Source organism: Chloroflexota bacterium, assembly GCA_016219275.1.
Classification (GTDB): Bacteria; Chloroflexota; Anaerolineae; order UBA4142; family UBA4142; genus JACRBM01.
The window spans coordinates 31,621-45,243 of sequence record JACRBM010000002.1; the positions used below are offsets into that span (position 1 = coordinate 31,621).

Consider the following 13,623-nt stretch of genomic DNA (forward strand, 5'->3'; position numbering starts at 1 on the left):
AGTGTCTACCTACTTTCTCTTCGCCTCCCGCCTCGGCTTCCGCGAATGGCGCGAAACCGACTTCGACCTCGCGCTTGGACTCTGGGGCGATTACCAAGTAACCAGGTTGATTGACGCGCGCGGTCAACTGGACGCATCCCAGGTGCGCGAGCGGCTCGCCAAAGAAATCGCGAACGCACAACAGTGCGGCGTGCAATACTGGGCGCTCTTTCTTTTGGCGAACGACGAACACATTGGCTGTTGCGGTCTACGACCGTACGATTTGGCGCGCCGCATCTACGAAATCGGCTTTCACATTCGCACGCGTCATTGGCGATGCGGGTACGCGTCCGAAGCCGCGCGCGCGGTGATGGCATACGCGTTCGAGCGGCTCGGCGCGTCGGCGCTCTTTGCCGGACACAATCCCAAGAATGACGAATCGCGCGACCTTTTGCTGAAACTTGGCTTTCGATACACGCACGACGAATTCTATCCGCCGACTGGCTTGAATCATCCCTCGTATTTACTGACCGCTGAAGAATTTCACCGCGAGCGGGATGCCAAGACGGAATAAGGAACTCGTCCGCTCGCCTCCTCTGTGCACTTTGTACAACCGCGCCCCCCCTGGATTGCCACACCTTGCCCGTAGACGCTCCCGCGCGCTTATCGTATATTCGGCATTAGAAATTCGTTAAAGTTGGGTTCGCGCCAACATGCCGGGGTACGTCCCTGGAGACCGTCGAATCGAATATGTTCGACAGGCAAAAAGACCGCCAGAACCCGGCGGTCTTTTTTATCACGCGGAACGGAGGCAACTATGTGCCGAATGGCGGCGATAAAATCAAAGGAACCGGTACCGCCCGTTTTGCTGTTGCGGATGATGCTCGCGATGCAAAAGGGTCACGACAATTCCGGTTTCGCGATGGTGATGCAAGACCTCGGCGGCGCGTTCGCCGAGTTTAAAAAATTTCCACTCCTCTCGATGGCATGCACCTCGCAGGGGCTGGAACGCGCGGAAGAGATTCTCGAAGGGCTGGGCTTTTCGCCCAAGTTCGATTATCAGCCGGACGTGGTTGCGGATGATTCGCTCGATTTCAAGCGGATGCCGCATTACATCTTTCGCAACTATCGCTACCCGGAACCGCTCAACGTCTATCACGATCAACCGACGCCCGAACAGAAACAACTCTTGCTTACCACGCGGCTGAAACTGCGCGAGGCGCTCACACACGACAAGCAAGGTTTCATCTATTCGTTCTGGCCCGACGTGTTGACGCTGAAAGAAGTCGGCGATCCGCGCGACATTGGCACGTACTTTCAGATGTGGAACGAAGACCACTGGCTCAAGGCGCGCGTCGTCTCCGCGCAGTGTCGCCAAAACACGAATTACAAAATCGTGCGTTACGCCGCGCATCCGTTCTTCCTCGAAGGATACACCTTGATGGGCAACGGCGAGAACACGTTTTACCAAAAGAACAAGGAATTTCAACAGCGACTCCATCCCGCATACATCGGCTTTGAATCCGACACCCAGTGTTTTCTCTACACCCTGCACTATGTCCTCGAAGAATTGCAGTGGCCCCTCCAGTACTACAAGCATGTGATTACCCCGCTGACGTTTGAAGAAATGCAAACGCGTCCCGACGCGAATGTGTTGATGCGGATTCGCCAATCGCTCATGCACCTCGAAATCAACGGACCGAACACCGTCGTCTTTGTGATGCCGAACCATCAAATGGGCGTCATTGCCGACGCGAAAAAATTGCGCCCGTACGTCATCGGTCGCGATGGCGATATGGTCGTGTCCGCGTCCGAAGTGTGCGGCGTCAACATGGTGATTCCGAATCGCGATTACGAACAAGACCTTTATCCCGGCGAACGCGAGACCGTGCTCATCAACAACGCGCTGGAGGTGGAACGATGGCAGCAGTAAATCTTCCCGTCGTGAATGTGCCCGTGCGTTCGAACGGCAGCCAGCCGAACGGCAATGGCAAGAACGGCGCGCGCGGCAATCAAATCAAACCAACTTTCGTGCGCGATACGCACCCGATGGATTTTCCGTGGAAGATCGAATGGAATTCCGAGACGTGCATTCGTTGCGGCTCGTGCGTCGCGACGTGCACGTTCGGCGCGATCAAACCGCAACTGCAACGCAAAAGTCAAACGCTCAGCACCGGTCATCTGCCCAATCCGGTTGAATCGTCTCAGATCATTATGGCGATCAAGCAGGTGAACGACCCGAAATCCTATTGTCGCGGTTGCTCGATGTGCGAAAAAGTCTGTCCGACGAATTCGATTCGTCCGATTGAAAATGAACACAATCGCTTTCCACTCGTCGCGCGTCACGGCGCATCGCCGATCAAACGCGGCGGGCGCGGACACGGCATGCCGCATCGCGTTCTCGATTACATCAAGGTCGGGCGCATCAGCCAGATGACCGATCCCTCGCTCGACGCCGCGCGGCACACGTTCGATATTCTCACGCCGCTCGGACGCGGTTTGCCGGCGGATGAACTGCCGCTCAAAATCGAAAACGGCAAACTCGTCGCGAATGGTTGGACGCCGCCGATTCGTTGGATCTATCCGGTATTGATCGGCGATATGTCGGTTGGCGCACTATCGTGGCGCATGTGGGAGGCGCTCGCGCTCGCGGTGGCGTACCTCAATGAGGAATGCGGGATGCCAGTGCGAATGAGTTCCGGCGAAGGCGGGATGCCGTCGCGATTATTGAAATCCGAGTACCTGAAATATTTCATCATTCAAATCGCGAGCGGACACTTTGGCTGGAATCGTATCATCAAAGCGATGCCGGAGATGGTGACCGATCCCGCCGCGATTCTCATCAAGATCGGGCAAGGCGCGAAACCCGGCGACGGTGGTTTGCTCCCCGCCGAAAAAGTCGCACCGCACATTCAAGCGATTCGCGGCGTGCCGAAAGCCGACCTGATGAGTCCGCCGAATCATCAAGGTTTGTACAGCATCGAAGAGTCGGTGCAAAAAATGTTTCTCAGCATGAACGCGGCATTCAAGTTCCGCGTGCCGGTCGCGATCAAGGTCGCGGCGAGTTCGACGAGCGTCGCCGTGTTCAACAATCTCGTGCGCGATCCGTACCACATCGTCGGCGGCTTTTTCCTCGACGGTATTCAGGGCGGCACGGGCGCGGCGCACGAAGTCAATCTCGATCACAGCGGTCATCCGATTCTGAGCAAACTGCGCGATTGTTATCTCGCGGCAGTCGAGCAAGGCAAGCAGGGACAAATTCCGCTGTTCGTCGGCGGCGGGTTTGGCGATAGCGGCGATCTCGCGGCAGACGCGTTCAAAGCGATTTGTCTCGGCGCGAACGGTGTGTTCTCGGCGAAGATTTGGTTGCAACTTGCCGGGTGTGTCGGCAACGAAAAAGGTCGTTGCAACGCGTGCAACACCGGGCATTGTCCCGTCGGCATCTGCACCCAGGACCCGCGCCTCGTCGCGCGGCTTGATGTGGATGCAGTCGCGCAAAATATCGTTGACTATTTCCTCGCGCTCGATCAAGAGTTGAAAAAATTGATGGCGCCCATCGGCAACTCGACCTTGCCCGTCGGTCGCAGCGATGCGCTCGTAGCGATGGACAAGGAAATCGGCGAACGGCTGAACGTCGCGTATGCGTGTTAGTTATTGGTAAATGGTAATTACCAATTACTAATTACTATTTACCACCGAAGGCAAACAATGAAACACTTGACCACATACGGTAACAATAAACGCAAATCAACCCAGGTTTTGCTCCAAGAAGTGTACGCCGCGATGGCGGAGGGCGAAACTGAATTCGAGATTGACGCGTCTGGTCAGCACAACATCGGTGGACCGGTGTGGAGTCTCGACGGCAAGCCGCTTAAATTTCTCGTAACGAATCCAGGTCAGCGCGTCGGCTCGATGGGTATGCCAGGGACGGAAATTGTCGTCGAAGGTCCGGCGCCGGCGGATGTCGGTTGGCTCAACGCCGGCGCGACGATCACGGTCAAAGGCGATGGCGGCGACACGACCGGGCACTGTGCGGCGGACGGTGTCATTTACATCGGCGGACGCGCGGGCACGCGCACCGGCTCGTTGATGAAACACGACCCGGCGTATGCCGAGCCGCAGTTGTGGATTCTCAAAAATACCGGCTCGTTTCCGTTCGAGTTTATGGGCGGCGGCATCGCCGTCGTGTGCGGATACGACTCGGAGCAATTCGATTCCGTCATCGGCGACCGCGCGTGCATCGGCATGGTCGGCGGCGCAGTGTTCGTGCGCGGCGCGATCAGCAAACTGCCGAGCAATGTCAAACTGATCGAATCGCTCGACGATGCGGACTGGGAATTTTTGCGCGCGGGCATGCCGAAATTTTTGCGCTCGATTGAGCGAAATGATTTGGGCGATACGTTGCTCGTGCGTCACGAGTGGCGCAAGATCATCGCGAAGAGTTATGAGGAACTCAAGCAAGGTAAAAAGCGCACATCGCTCGGCGCGTTCCGCGCGAATCGCTGGATTCAGGGTGGCTTGTTCGGCGATGTCGTCACCGATCCCGGCGACGTGGTGCCGCTTGTCGCGATGGGCGATTATCGCGCGTATTCGCCGGTGTGGAACAACGCGGTCTTTGCCGCGCCGTGCGAGTACGCCTGTCCAAGTTACATCCCGACCCAGGATCGCATCAACCTGCTTCGCAAAGGCAAAATCAAAGACGCGCTCGAACTCGTGTTGCAGTACAACCCCTTTCCTGGGTCGGTCTGCGGCGCGGCGTGTCCGAACCCGTGCATGGCGTCCTGCACGCGCCAGACGATTGACTTTGCCGTGCTCGCCGGTCCGCTCGGCAAGTACTCGATGGACTTGGCTGCCGCGCCGCTCGCGCCGCACAGCGGCAAACGTTTCGCGGTGATCGGCTCCGGTGTCGCCGGTCTATCGGCGGCGTGGCAACTCGCGTTGCGCGGGCACACCGTCGCAATTTTCGAACGCGATAACGTGCTCGGCGGCAAGATGATGAACGCGATCCCGCACAATCGGCTCGAAAAAGAAATCGTGCAAACCGAAATTCGCCGGATTCTGTCGCTCGATGTGCAAGTGAATCTCGGCGCGGAAATCACGCGCGATTATTTCGAAGAGATTCGCGATTTGTACGACGGCGTGATCATCGCGATTGGCGCGCACAAGGCGCGCATGTTGCCCTTCGCCGGCAACGAACGCGCGTACACTGCGCTCGATTTTCTGACGAGTGCGAATGCCGGTCGTCCAGTCGCGGATGTCGCCGGCAAATCGGTCGTCGTCGTCGGCGCGGGCGATGTGGGGATGGACGCGTGCACGACGGCGTGGCGGCTCGGCGCAGCGAGTGTGATCGCGGTGGACATTCAACAACCGGCGAGTTCCTCGCGCGAGCGCGCGGAGGCGATGGCGCTCGGCACCGAGGTGCTTTGGCCCCGCACGGTCGCCGAGTTCAACGACGGGCAGTTGTTCTTCAAGGATGGCGCGCCGCTCAACGCGGATGTTGTCGTCGTCGCGATCGGCGAAGTGCCGGACGTGGGTTGGGTGCCGGAAAATTACGCGCGCGTCAAAAATAGCTGGCTCGACGCGGACGAGTACGGTCGCACGCGCGATCCCAAAGTGTTCGCGATCGGCGACGTGGTGAAACCGGGGTTGTTGACGCAGGCGATTGGCATGGGACGCGTCGCCGCGCTCGCGCTGCACGCCCAAGTGATGGGCGAGACGTTTGTGCTCGAACGCAAAAAGCAAATTCCGGCGGAACGCTTGAACCTGATCTACTTTACACCGCGCGTGAGCCAGTGCCCGACCGATCCGCTCAAGGAAGGCGACCGCTGTATCTCGTGCGGCACCTGCCGCGATTGCAACATCTGCGTGACGATCTGCGGGCAGAACGCGATCACGCGGCACGAGCATCCGAACGGCGCGTACGAATTTCGCGTGACGGAAGAGTTGTGCATCGGTTGCGGGTTCTGCGCCGCCGCGTGTCCCAGCGGCATCTGGACGATGGTGCCGAATTTGTTGGAGGAGACGGAGAAGGAGTAACGGACTGCGTGGTGCGTATCGCGTAAAACGTGATGCGTGAAACGAGATTGTCAATATGAACGGAGCAAGTGTCACGAGGGAGACTTGCTCCGTTTTGTTTTGTGATTTGTTTCGCCTGGTGCGTTGGAATCGTGGTATAATGCAGGCGAAGGAGACGGTGCCATGACTCTGACCCGCAAGCCAACCAAACGAACGGTGCGACGCGCAACACGTAAACCGCGCGCGACACTGACAACGCGCCAAGCGATTGTGCGGATTGACGCGATGATGCGCGAATTGCAAGTGATGCGGCGAGAATTAACCTTGCCCAAAGCGAAAGCAACAACGAGCATAACCAATGAGTTGTTCGGCGCGTTAGGCAAAGGCACCATGGACGAATACGATATGGATTTGGATTGGAAGAGATTTAGCGAATGGCATACCCGTTAAAGACTTTTACCGAAGATGCCATTTATCTTGACACGATGCTTCCTTACATGCTCGTGCGCGGGATTGACCCTGCTGTCAAGGTGTTCTTCGAAAAGATCGAACACGGGGTGTTGATTGCGTACACTTCAGCGTTGACCTTTGACGAGTTGGCGTATCGCTTTTTACTGGCGTTAATCAAAGAGCGACACGCGGGAGCGCCGTTAGATTATCTCCGCGCGAACGAAGAACAAGCCATCGCAGAATTCGCGCCGCAAATCGTTGTCGAGCTGAATCGCTTACGAACATTGCCTAACTTGACCGTCCTTGACGTTTTTGTATCCGACCTCGACGTGATGAGCGAGGCAATGACGCAATACCACCTGCGCCCACGCGACGCGTTGCACTTTGCCGCGCTGCAACGCGTCGGTTGTTTTGCGTTGGCAAGTAACGATCCGCACTTTGATCGTATTCCCACGATCAAACGGTACACGCTTTGATGTTTTACGGGCATCCAAACGACACGTACGAATTTCGCGTGACGGAAGAGTTGTGCATCGGTTGCGGGTTCTGCGCCGCCGCGTGTCCCAGCGGCATCTGGACGATGGTGCCGAATTTGTTGGAGGAGATGGAGAAGGAATAATCCGCGAATTACGCGAATCTCCGCGAATAAAAAATGCGCTGGTCATTGAGCGACCAGCGCATTCTTTTTCTATAGACGTTATCGTTTTCTCAAGGTATATGTATTATGATGAACGGGAGAAACAAATCGAAACCGTGACTAACGCTGAGGTGGTACGATGCGTTACAACCAAACATGCTTCCCTGTGCTTGGCTCACGCGAATAGAGTATGTTCCGGTTTGTGGTACTTGCCAGATCAGACGCGACGCTTTGCCGCCGTTGCCATTATCATCCGAAGCAAGTTGCGTAGCACCATCAATCCTACAGACATAACCAGGTAGCGATTATTCTCGCGATCAAAGATGGCATTATCCATATTCTACCACGCTTTCCCCGCACCAACAAGGATATTTCAACCGCGCTGCTGTGCAACACGCACAACTGGATGCGCTCGCGGGTTGCATACCTTGTCCGTAGACGTGAACGAATCTTGTGTTTATACTGCGAACAATTCATCTGGGTTCGCGACGCATTGAGGCGTACCCGACCATTGTCAAGAACCGCCCAGTCGTGGCGGTTTTTTTGTCCCGCGATGGGCACTCCAAAGCAATCTACCATTCACCCTCCCTTGTAAGTACGGGGGAGGGAAGGGTGGGGGTAGATTGCTTTGTTCGTCTTGTTTGGGTAATTAAAAAATCATAAATCTCTCTTGCGCTGGACGCAAGAAGGAGCACTCATGCAAACCGACTCCGCCTCTTCCGCGACGAATTGGCACGTGCCCCAGCGCGTTCACATCGCCGCGACCGATTTGCCGGCGACGCTCGCCGAACGCGCGGCGTGCGGCACCGGATTTATCACGCACCTCTCCGCGCAACCCGCGCACGCGATTGTGCGCGATGCGCTCTCCATCGTGGCGCGGCTCGCGCATCGCGGCGCGGTCTCTGCCGATGGTCGCACCGGCGACGGCTCCGGCATCCTCACGCAAATTCCCCATACACTTTTTGCGCGCGAATTGGAATCACGCGCGACTAAAATACCGGCACGCGGCGACCTGGGTGTCGGTATGCTGTTTCTCCCGCGCGATGAATCACACGCGCGCGCGAAATCCATCATCGCCCGCGCGTTTGAATCGCGCGCGATTCCCTTGCTCGCATGGCGCGAGGCACCGATTGATCTTGACGCGCTGGGCGAACACGCGCGCAAAACGCGTCCGCAGATCGAGCAGGTCATCGTCGCGCGACCAGCGCATCTCGACGGCGACGCGTTTGAACGCGCGCTCTTTCTCGCGCGCAAAGAGATCGAGCGACGCGCTCGTGAACAAGAATTGCGCGTCTATGTGTCGTCGCTCTCCGCGCGTACCATTGTTTACAAAGGTCTTTTCGTCGCGTCACAACTCCCGCGCTTTTATCGCGATCTAGCCGATCCGCTGTACGAATCCGCGTTCGCGCTCTTCCATCAACGCTACTCGACGAACACCTTCCCGACCTGGGAACGCGCGCAGCCGTTTCGCATGTTGTGCCACAACGGCGAGATCAACACCTTGCAAGGCAACCTCGCGTGGATGCGCGCACGCGAACCGTTCCTCGCGTCCGAGATGTGGAGTCATGAATCGCTCGCGCCGATCATTGATACGGACGGCAGCGACTCAGCAATGCTCGATAACGCGCTCGAATTATTGACGCTGTCCGGGCGCGATGCCGCGCACGCACAAATGATGCTGATGCCTGAAGCATGGGAAAAAGTTCAAGACATGCCCGCGCACTGGAAAGCGTTCTATCGTTATCACGCGACGTTGATGGAACCCTGGGACGGTCCCGCCGCGGTCGCGTTCTCCGATGGGCGCGTCGTCGGCATGACGCTCGACCGGAATGGCTTGCGCCCCGCGCGCTACCTCGTCACCGACGATGGTCTCGTCGTCGCGTCGTCCGAAGCGGGTGCGCTCGAAGTAGACCCAGGACGTGTGATCGAAAAAGGCAAACTCGGTCCAGGTCAAATGATCGTCGCCGATTTAGCGCGCGGCGAGTTGTGGCACAATGAGCGCGTGAAGGATTTTTACGCGTCGCGCGCGCCGTATGGCGAATGGCTGGATGCGAACATTCGAACCTTGAGTGCAGAGGAGCAGGGGAGCAAGGGTGCAGAGGAAATAACTTCTCCCCTGCTCCACAGCACTTCTGCCCCCTTGCTGACCCTACATGCCGCATTCGGCTACACCGACGAAGAACTCGGCGTCATCGTCAAGCCGATGGCGAACGACGGCGCAGAACCAATTGGCTCGATGGGCGACGACACGCCGCACGCGGTCTTGTCCGATTTCGAGCGACCACTCTATCACTTTTTCCGGCAACGCTTTGCCCAGGTCACGAATCCGCCGATTGATCCACTGCGCGAAGAACTCGTGATGTCGGTGCGCGCGATCCTGGGTGCGCGCGGCAACGTCTTGACCGAAGCGCCCGCGCACGCGCGCGTGCTCGAACTCGCGTCGCCGATCCTCACCGACGATCAACTCGATACGATTCGCGCGCGGAACGATGCGTTCCCACACGCGACGCTCGACGCAACGTTCGACGCGCGCGACCCGGACGCGCTCGAACGCGCGGTCGGGCGCGTGTGCCGCGAGGCGCAACGCGCGGCTGAAAACGGCGAAACGATTTTGATTCTCAGCGACCGCGCGATCAGCGCGACGCGCGCGCCGATTCCGATGTTGCTCGCGGTGAGCGCGGTGCATCACCACCTTTTGCGGATCGGCAAACGCTGGCGCACGAGTTTGATCGCGGAGGTTGGCGATGCGCGCGATGTGCACCAGTTCGCGTGTCTCATCGGTTTTGGCGCGAACGCGCTCAATCCGTACCTCGCACTCGCCAGCGCGCGCGCGGCGTCGAAAAAAGATTTGGTCGCGGACCGCGCGGAAGAAAATTTCGTCCACGCCGCCGAAAAAGGCATTTTGAAAATCATGTCGAAAATGGGTATCGCCACACTTGATGCGTATCACGGCGCGCAAATTTTCGAGATCATCGGGATTGATCACGCGGTTGTCGCGCGAAATTTTCCGGGCACGCCCGCGCATGTCGGCGGCATCGGTCTGCGCGTCATCGCGCAAAAGGTGTTGGAGCATCACGCGCACGCGTTTCACCGCGCGAGCACGCACCTCAAGAATTACGGTTTCTTCAAGTACAAAAAAGACGGCGAGCATCACACGTACAATCCGCCGGTCGTGCAGACCTTGCACGCCGCGGTGCGCACGCCGGGCGCGCTCAATGGCGGTTTCCGCGAAGCGTTCGCCAAATATCGCGATTACGTTTCCGCCGTGCACACGCGCACGACCGAAATCTCAGATCATCTTGACATCGCGTTCGGCAATGCGATTCCGATTTCGCGCGTCGAACCGGCGTCCGCAATCATCCAGCGTTTTTCCGCCGCCGCGATGTCGCACGGCGCGCTCTCGCTCGAAGCGCACATCGCGATGACCGAGGCGTTGAACCGGCTCGGCGCGAAAAGCAACAGCGGCGAAGGCGGCGAAGCGCCCGCGCGTTACAACTCGTCTGCGAACAGTCGCATCAAGCAAGTGGCGTCGGGGCGCTTCGGCGTGACGCCGGCGTACTTGATGTCGGCGGACGAATTGCAAATCAAAATGGCGCAAGGATCGAAACCGGGGGAAGGCGGACAACTGCCGAGCCACAAAGTCACCGCCGAGATCGCGGCGATTCGTTACAGCCAACCTGGGATCGCGTTGATTTCGCCGCCGCCACATCACGACATTTACAGCATCGAAGACCTGGCGCAGTTGATCTACGATTTGAAGCGCATCAATCCGCGCGCGCGCGTCTCGGTGAAACTTGTCGCCGAGTCCGGCGTCGGCACGATTGCCGCGGGCGTCGCGAAAGCGTTCGCCGACATTGTGCAGATCAGCGGACATTCCGGCGGCACCGGCGCGTCGCCGCTCAGTTCGATCAAGCACGTCGGCGCGCCTTGGGAAATCGGACTCGTCGAAACGCAACATGTGCTCGTCGCGAATGATCTGCGCGGGCGCGTGCGGATTCGCGTGGACGGCGGATTCAAGACCGCGCGGCACGTCATCGTCGCGGCGTTGCTGGGCGCGGACGAATTTTCGTTCGGCACCGCGCCGCTCATCGCGAGCGGATGCGTGATGGCGCGCGCGTGTCATCTCAACACCTGTCCGACCGGCATCGCGACGCAAAAAGAGGAACTGCGAAAAAAGTTTCCGAATCAGCCGGAATGGATTATGGCGTTCTTCCAATTTCTCGCCGAAGAGACGCGCGAATATCTTGCCGCGCTCGGCGCGCGTTCGCTCGACGAGATCATCGGACGCGTCGAGCGATTGTCCATCGCGACGCGCCACACTTCGATGCCCGTCGGCGCGCCGAGCGAAATGGCGATGGCGATGGCGGAATAGAGGTTGGAAATTGGAGATTGGAAACGCGATGTTTGAGATTGAGATGCAAGAACCACGAATGGATTTGACCGGATTACTGAGCGACCCCGACCCGACTGGCGCGCAACCGCGCCGCAACATCTTGGCGCGCAACGATCCACTGCCGTCCGAGACGCTCGACGACGAATTGTTCGCCGCCGTGTTGCGCACGATCCAGAATCGCGCGTCCATTGCGTTGGAACGCGCGATTCGGAATACCGATCGCACGGTTGGCGCGCGCATCGCCGGTGAAATCGCGCGGTCGTACGGCGACCCAGGATTGCCGCGCGATTCGATTCGCGTGACGTTGCGTGGAAGTGCGGGGCAAAGTTTCGGCGCGTTCTGCATCAACGGTTTGCATCTCACGCTCATCGGCGAGGCGAACGATTACGTCGGCAAAGGCATGGCGGGCGGCGAGATTGTGATTCGCGTGCCGGAAACCGCGCGGTACGCCTCAAACGAGAACGCGATTCTTGGCAACACAGTGTTGTACGGCGCGACCGGCGGCGCGTTGTTCGCGGCGGGCGTCGCGGGCGAACGCTTTGCGGTGCGGAACAGCGGCGCGGTCGCCATCGTCGAAGGCGTCGGCGATCACGGGTGCGAGTACATGACCGGCGGTGTGGTCGTGGTGTTGGGGCAGACCGGGCGCAATTTTGGTGCGGGGATGTCGGGCGGCATCGCGTACGTGTACGATCACACGCGCACGTTGGAGAAACGACTCAACGCGCAACTCGTTGCGATGCAACGCGTCACGGACGACGCGCGTCTACGCGAGTTGGTCGCGCAGCACGCGGAGAAAACGGGAAGCGCGTGGTCGCGCGGCATACTCGAACGGTGGAGCAAATCACTTGAGGAATTTTGGCAGGTGAAGCCAAAGTAAAATGCAACGCGCTGGATGTTGGATCCAGCGTGTTGTTATTTTTACTAGACGGTATTCGGAATAAGCAACCACAGATTTCACGGATTGCACAGATTATTTTTTTTCTGTGAAATCCGTGCAATCCGTGGTTCAATAGTTGTTCGTTTGTTTTTCCGGATAACGCCTATTTTTCAACACAGAGCGCACAGGTTTTTCTTTTTGCGTCCGCTGCGCCTCTGTGCTAATAACGCCCTCCACCTTTTCTTTGACATTCCCACACATCGTTCTATAATCGCGCGTATGAACACAATCACCGTATCGTTGCGAAAATTCATCGCGCGACAAAACGCACTGGGAACGTTGTCATTTTGGACGTTTGCCGCGCTTGCTTCGCATTCGGCGTGGGGCACGTATCCAGTGTTCACGCGCTATTTGCAGACGATCAGTCGCGTGCCCAGTTTGTCGCTCAACGGCTTTGCCAACGTCATCGTCCTGTTGTTCTTTGTTATACTTTTCGCGCGACGCATCAACTGGCAAGTGTTTCGCCGTCGCTCGTTGTGGCTGTTCGCGCTGATCGTCGTGCTGCGCTCGACGACGAATTTGTTTTCGACGCGGTACACGCTCGCGATGTACGTCCAGATCATCACGATGACAACGCCGTTCATCATCGCATTGCTCGGCGTGACACTGTTACGCGAGCGACTCGTGCCGTACACCGGGCGCGCACTGATGCTGTCGGTCATCGGCACGTTGTTGATGGTCGTCGGCGATCCGTTTCACGCGGGTGCAGACCTCGCGCTCAAATCGTCCGACTGGCTGGGCATCGGTCTCGCGTTGGCGAGCGCGTTTTTTCTCGCGCTGTACATGGTGCTCATTCGCCGTTCCGTTCAACGCGACATCTCGCCCGAATCGTTGTTGGTGATGCAAGCCGGCGCACTCGCGGTGACGATGACGATGACGAGCGCGCTTGTTGGCGAGGACTGGTCGCGTTGGCAAACGCTGGCGTGGGGCGACTGGGCAGTGTTCGCCGCGTTCGTGAGTGTGACCATCATCGCGGGCAGTGTGTTTCAAATGTCATCACTCAAACATCTCAAGGCGGCGTTCTTCAGCAGTCTGATGCCGTGGCGATTCGTCATCACGTTCTTGCTCGCGACCGTGATGCTGGGCGAGCGCATCACGTCGGCGTGGCAGGCGCTGGGGATGTTCGTCGTGTTCGCGACGATCACGTGGTACGTGTGGAAGCAGAATACGCAAAGCAAGATAAATCACGACGCGCCGGTGGAATGATCGGCG

The 13,623-nt window shown here is 58.3% G+C and carries 10 protein-coding genes; all 10 read left to right on the forward strand.

Annotated features, from left to right (window positions below):
* Position 1: 1 nt before the first annotated feature.
* The 10 genes from HY868_00160 to HY868_00205 all read left to right on the forward strand — a co-directional run bounded on the left by HY868_00160 (position 2) and on the right by HY868_00205 (position 13,617).
* The gene (locus HY868_00160) at positions 2–553 is read left to right on the forward strand and encodes a GNAT family N-acetyltransferase (protein ID MBI5300518.1); all 552 of its coding nucleotides are present in this window, start codon (positions 2–4) and stop codon (positions 551–553) included.
* Between the two features lie 243 nt (positions 554–796).
* Positions 797–1,912, forward strand: a complete 1,116-nt coding sequence (locus tag HY868_00165; GenBank protein MBI5300519.1) for a glutamate synthase — start codon at positions 797–799, stop codon at positions 1,910–1,912.
* Between the two features lie 116 nt (positions 1,913–2,028).
* On the forward strand, positions 2,029–3,630 hold the full coding sequence (locus HY868_00170) for a 4Fe-4S binding protein (GenBank protein ID MBI5300520.1): 1,602 nt from the start codon (positions 2,029–2,031) through the stop codon (positions 3,628–3,630).
* A gap of 57 nt (positions 3,631–3,687) precedes the next feature.
* A complete protein-coding gene (locus HY868_00175) occupies positions 3,688–6,015 on the forward strand; it encodes an FAD-dependent oxidoreductase (GenBank protein ID MBI5300521.1) in 2,328 nt (775 codons plus the stop codon).
* 162 nt (positions 6,016–6,177) lie between these two features.
* Complete coding sequence (locus tag HY868_00180) at positions 6,178–6,444, forward strand: hypothetical protein (protein ID MBI5300522.1); 267 nt, start codon at positions 6,178–6,180, stop codon at positions 6,442–6,444.
* Positions 6,429–6,920, forward strand: coding sequence for a type II toxin-antitoxin system VapC family toxin (locus HY868_00185; GenBank protein ID MBI5300523.1), 492 nt, complete (start codon positions 6,429–6,431; stop codon positions 6,918–6,920). Before HY868_00180 ends, HY868_00185 begins: the two co-directional genes overlap by 16 nt.
* Positions 6,920–7,063, forward strand: coding sequence for a 4Fe-4S binding protein (locus HY868_00190; protein ID MBI5300524.1), 144 nt, complete (start codon positions 6,920–6,922; stop codon positions 7,061–7,063). The genes HY868_00185 and HY868_00190 overlap by 1 nt, the downstream gene beginning before the upstream one ends.
* Before the next feature lie 715 nt (positions 7,064–7,778).
* Entirely contained in the window at positions 7,779–11,453 is a 3,675-nt protein-coding gene (gene gltB / locus HY868_00195) for a glutamate synthase large subunit (GenBank protein MBI5300525.1), read from the forward strand.
* A 28-nt stretch (positions 11,454–11,481) separates the two neighbouring features.
* Complete coding sequence (locus HY868_00200) at positions 11,482–12,351, forward strand: hypothetical protein (GenBank protein ID MBI5300526.1); 870 nt, start codon at positions 11,482–11,484, stop codon at positions 12,349–12,351.
* Positions 12,352–12,630: 279 nt separating this feature from the next.
* The gene (locus HY868_00205) at positions 12,631–13,617 is read left to right on the forward strand and encodes a DMT family transporter (protein MBI5300527.1); all 987 of its coding nucleotides are present in this window, start codon (positions 12,631–12,633) and stop codon (positions 13,615–13,617) included.
* Positions 13,618–13,623: the final 6 nt, after the last annotated feature.

Excerpts from the sequence above, each read along its gene's own strand:
- HY868_00165 (MBI5300519.1), top strand. The coding sequence starts at position 797 with ATGTGCCGAATGGCGGCGATAAAATCAAAGGAACCGGTACCGCCCGTT.
- HY868_00170 (MBI5300520.1), top strand. The coding sequence starts at position 2,029 with ATGGATTTTCCGTGGAAGATCGAATGGAATTCCGAGACGTGCATTCGT.
- HY868_00175 (MBI5300521.1), top strand. The coding sequence starts at position 3,688 with ATGAAACACTTGACCACATACGGTAACAATAAACGCAAATCAACCCAG.
- HY868_00180 (MBI5300522.1), top strand. The coding sequence starts at position 6,178 with ATGACTCTGACCCGCAAGCCAACCAAACGAACGGTGCGACGCGCAACA.
- HY868_00185 (MBI5300523.1), top strand. The coding sequence starts at position 6,429 with ATGGCATACCCGTTAAAGACTTTTACCGAAGATGCCATTTATCTTGAC.
- HY868_00190 (MBI5300524.1), top strand. The coding sequence starts at position 6,920 with ATGTTTTACGGGCATCCAAACGACACGTACGAATTTCGCGTGACGGAA.
- gltB (MBI5300525.1), top strand. The coding sequence starts at position 7,779 with ATGCAAACCGACTCCGCCTCTTCCGCGACGAATTGGCACGTGCCCCAG.
- HY868_00200 (MBI5300526.1), top strand. The coding sequence starts at position 11,482 with ATGTTTGAGATTGAGATGCAAGAACCACGAATGGATTTGACCGGATTA.
- HY868_00205 (MBI5300527.1), top strand. The coding sequence starts at position 12,631 with ATGAACACAATCACCGTATCGTTGCGAAAATTCATCGCGCGACAAAAC.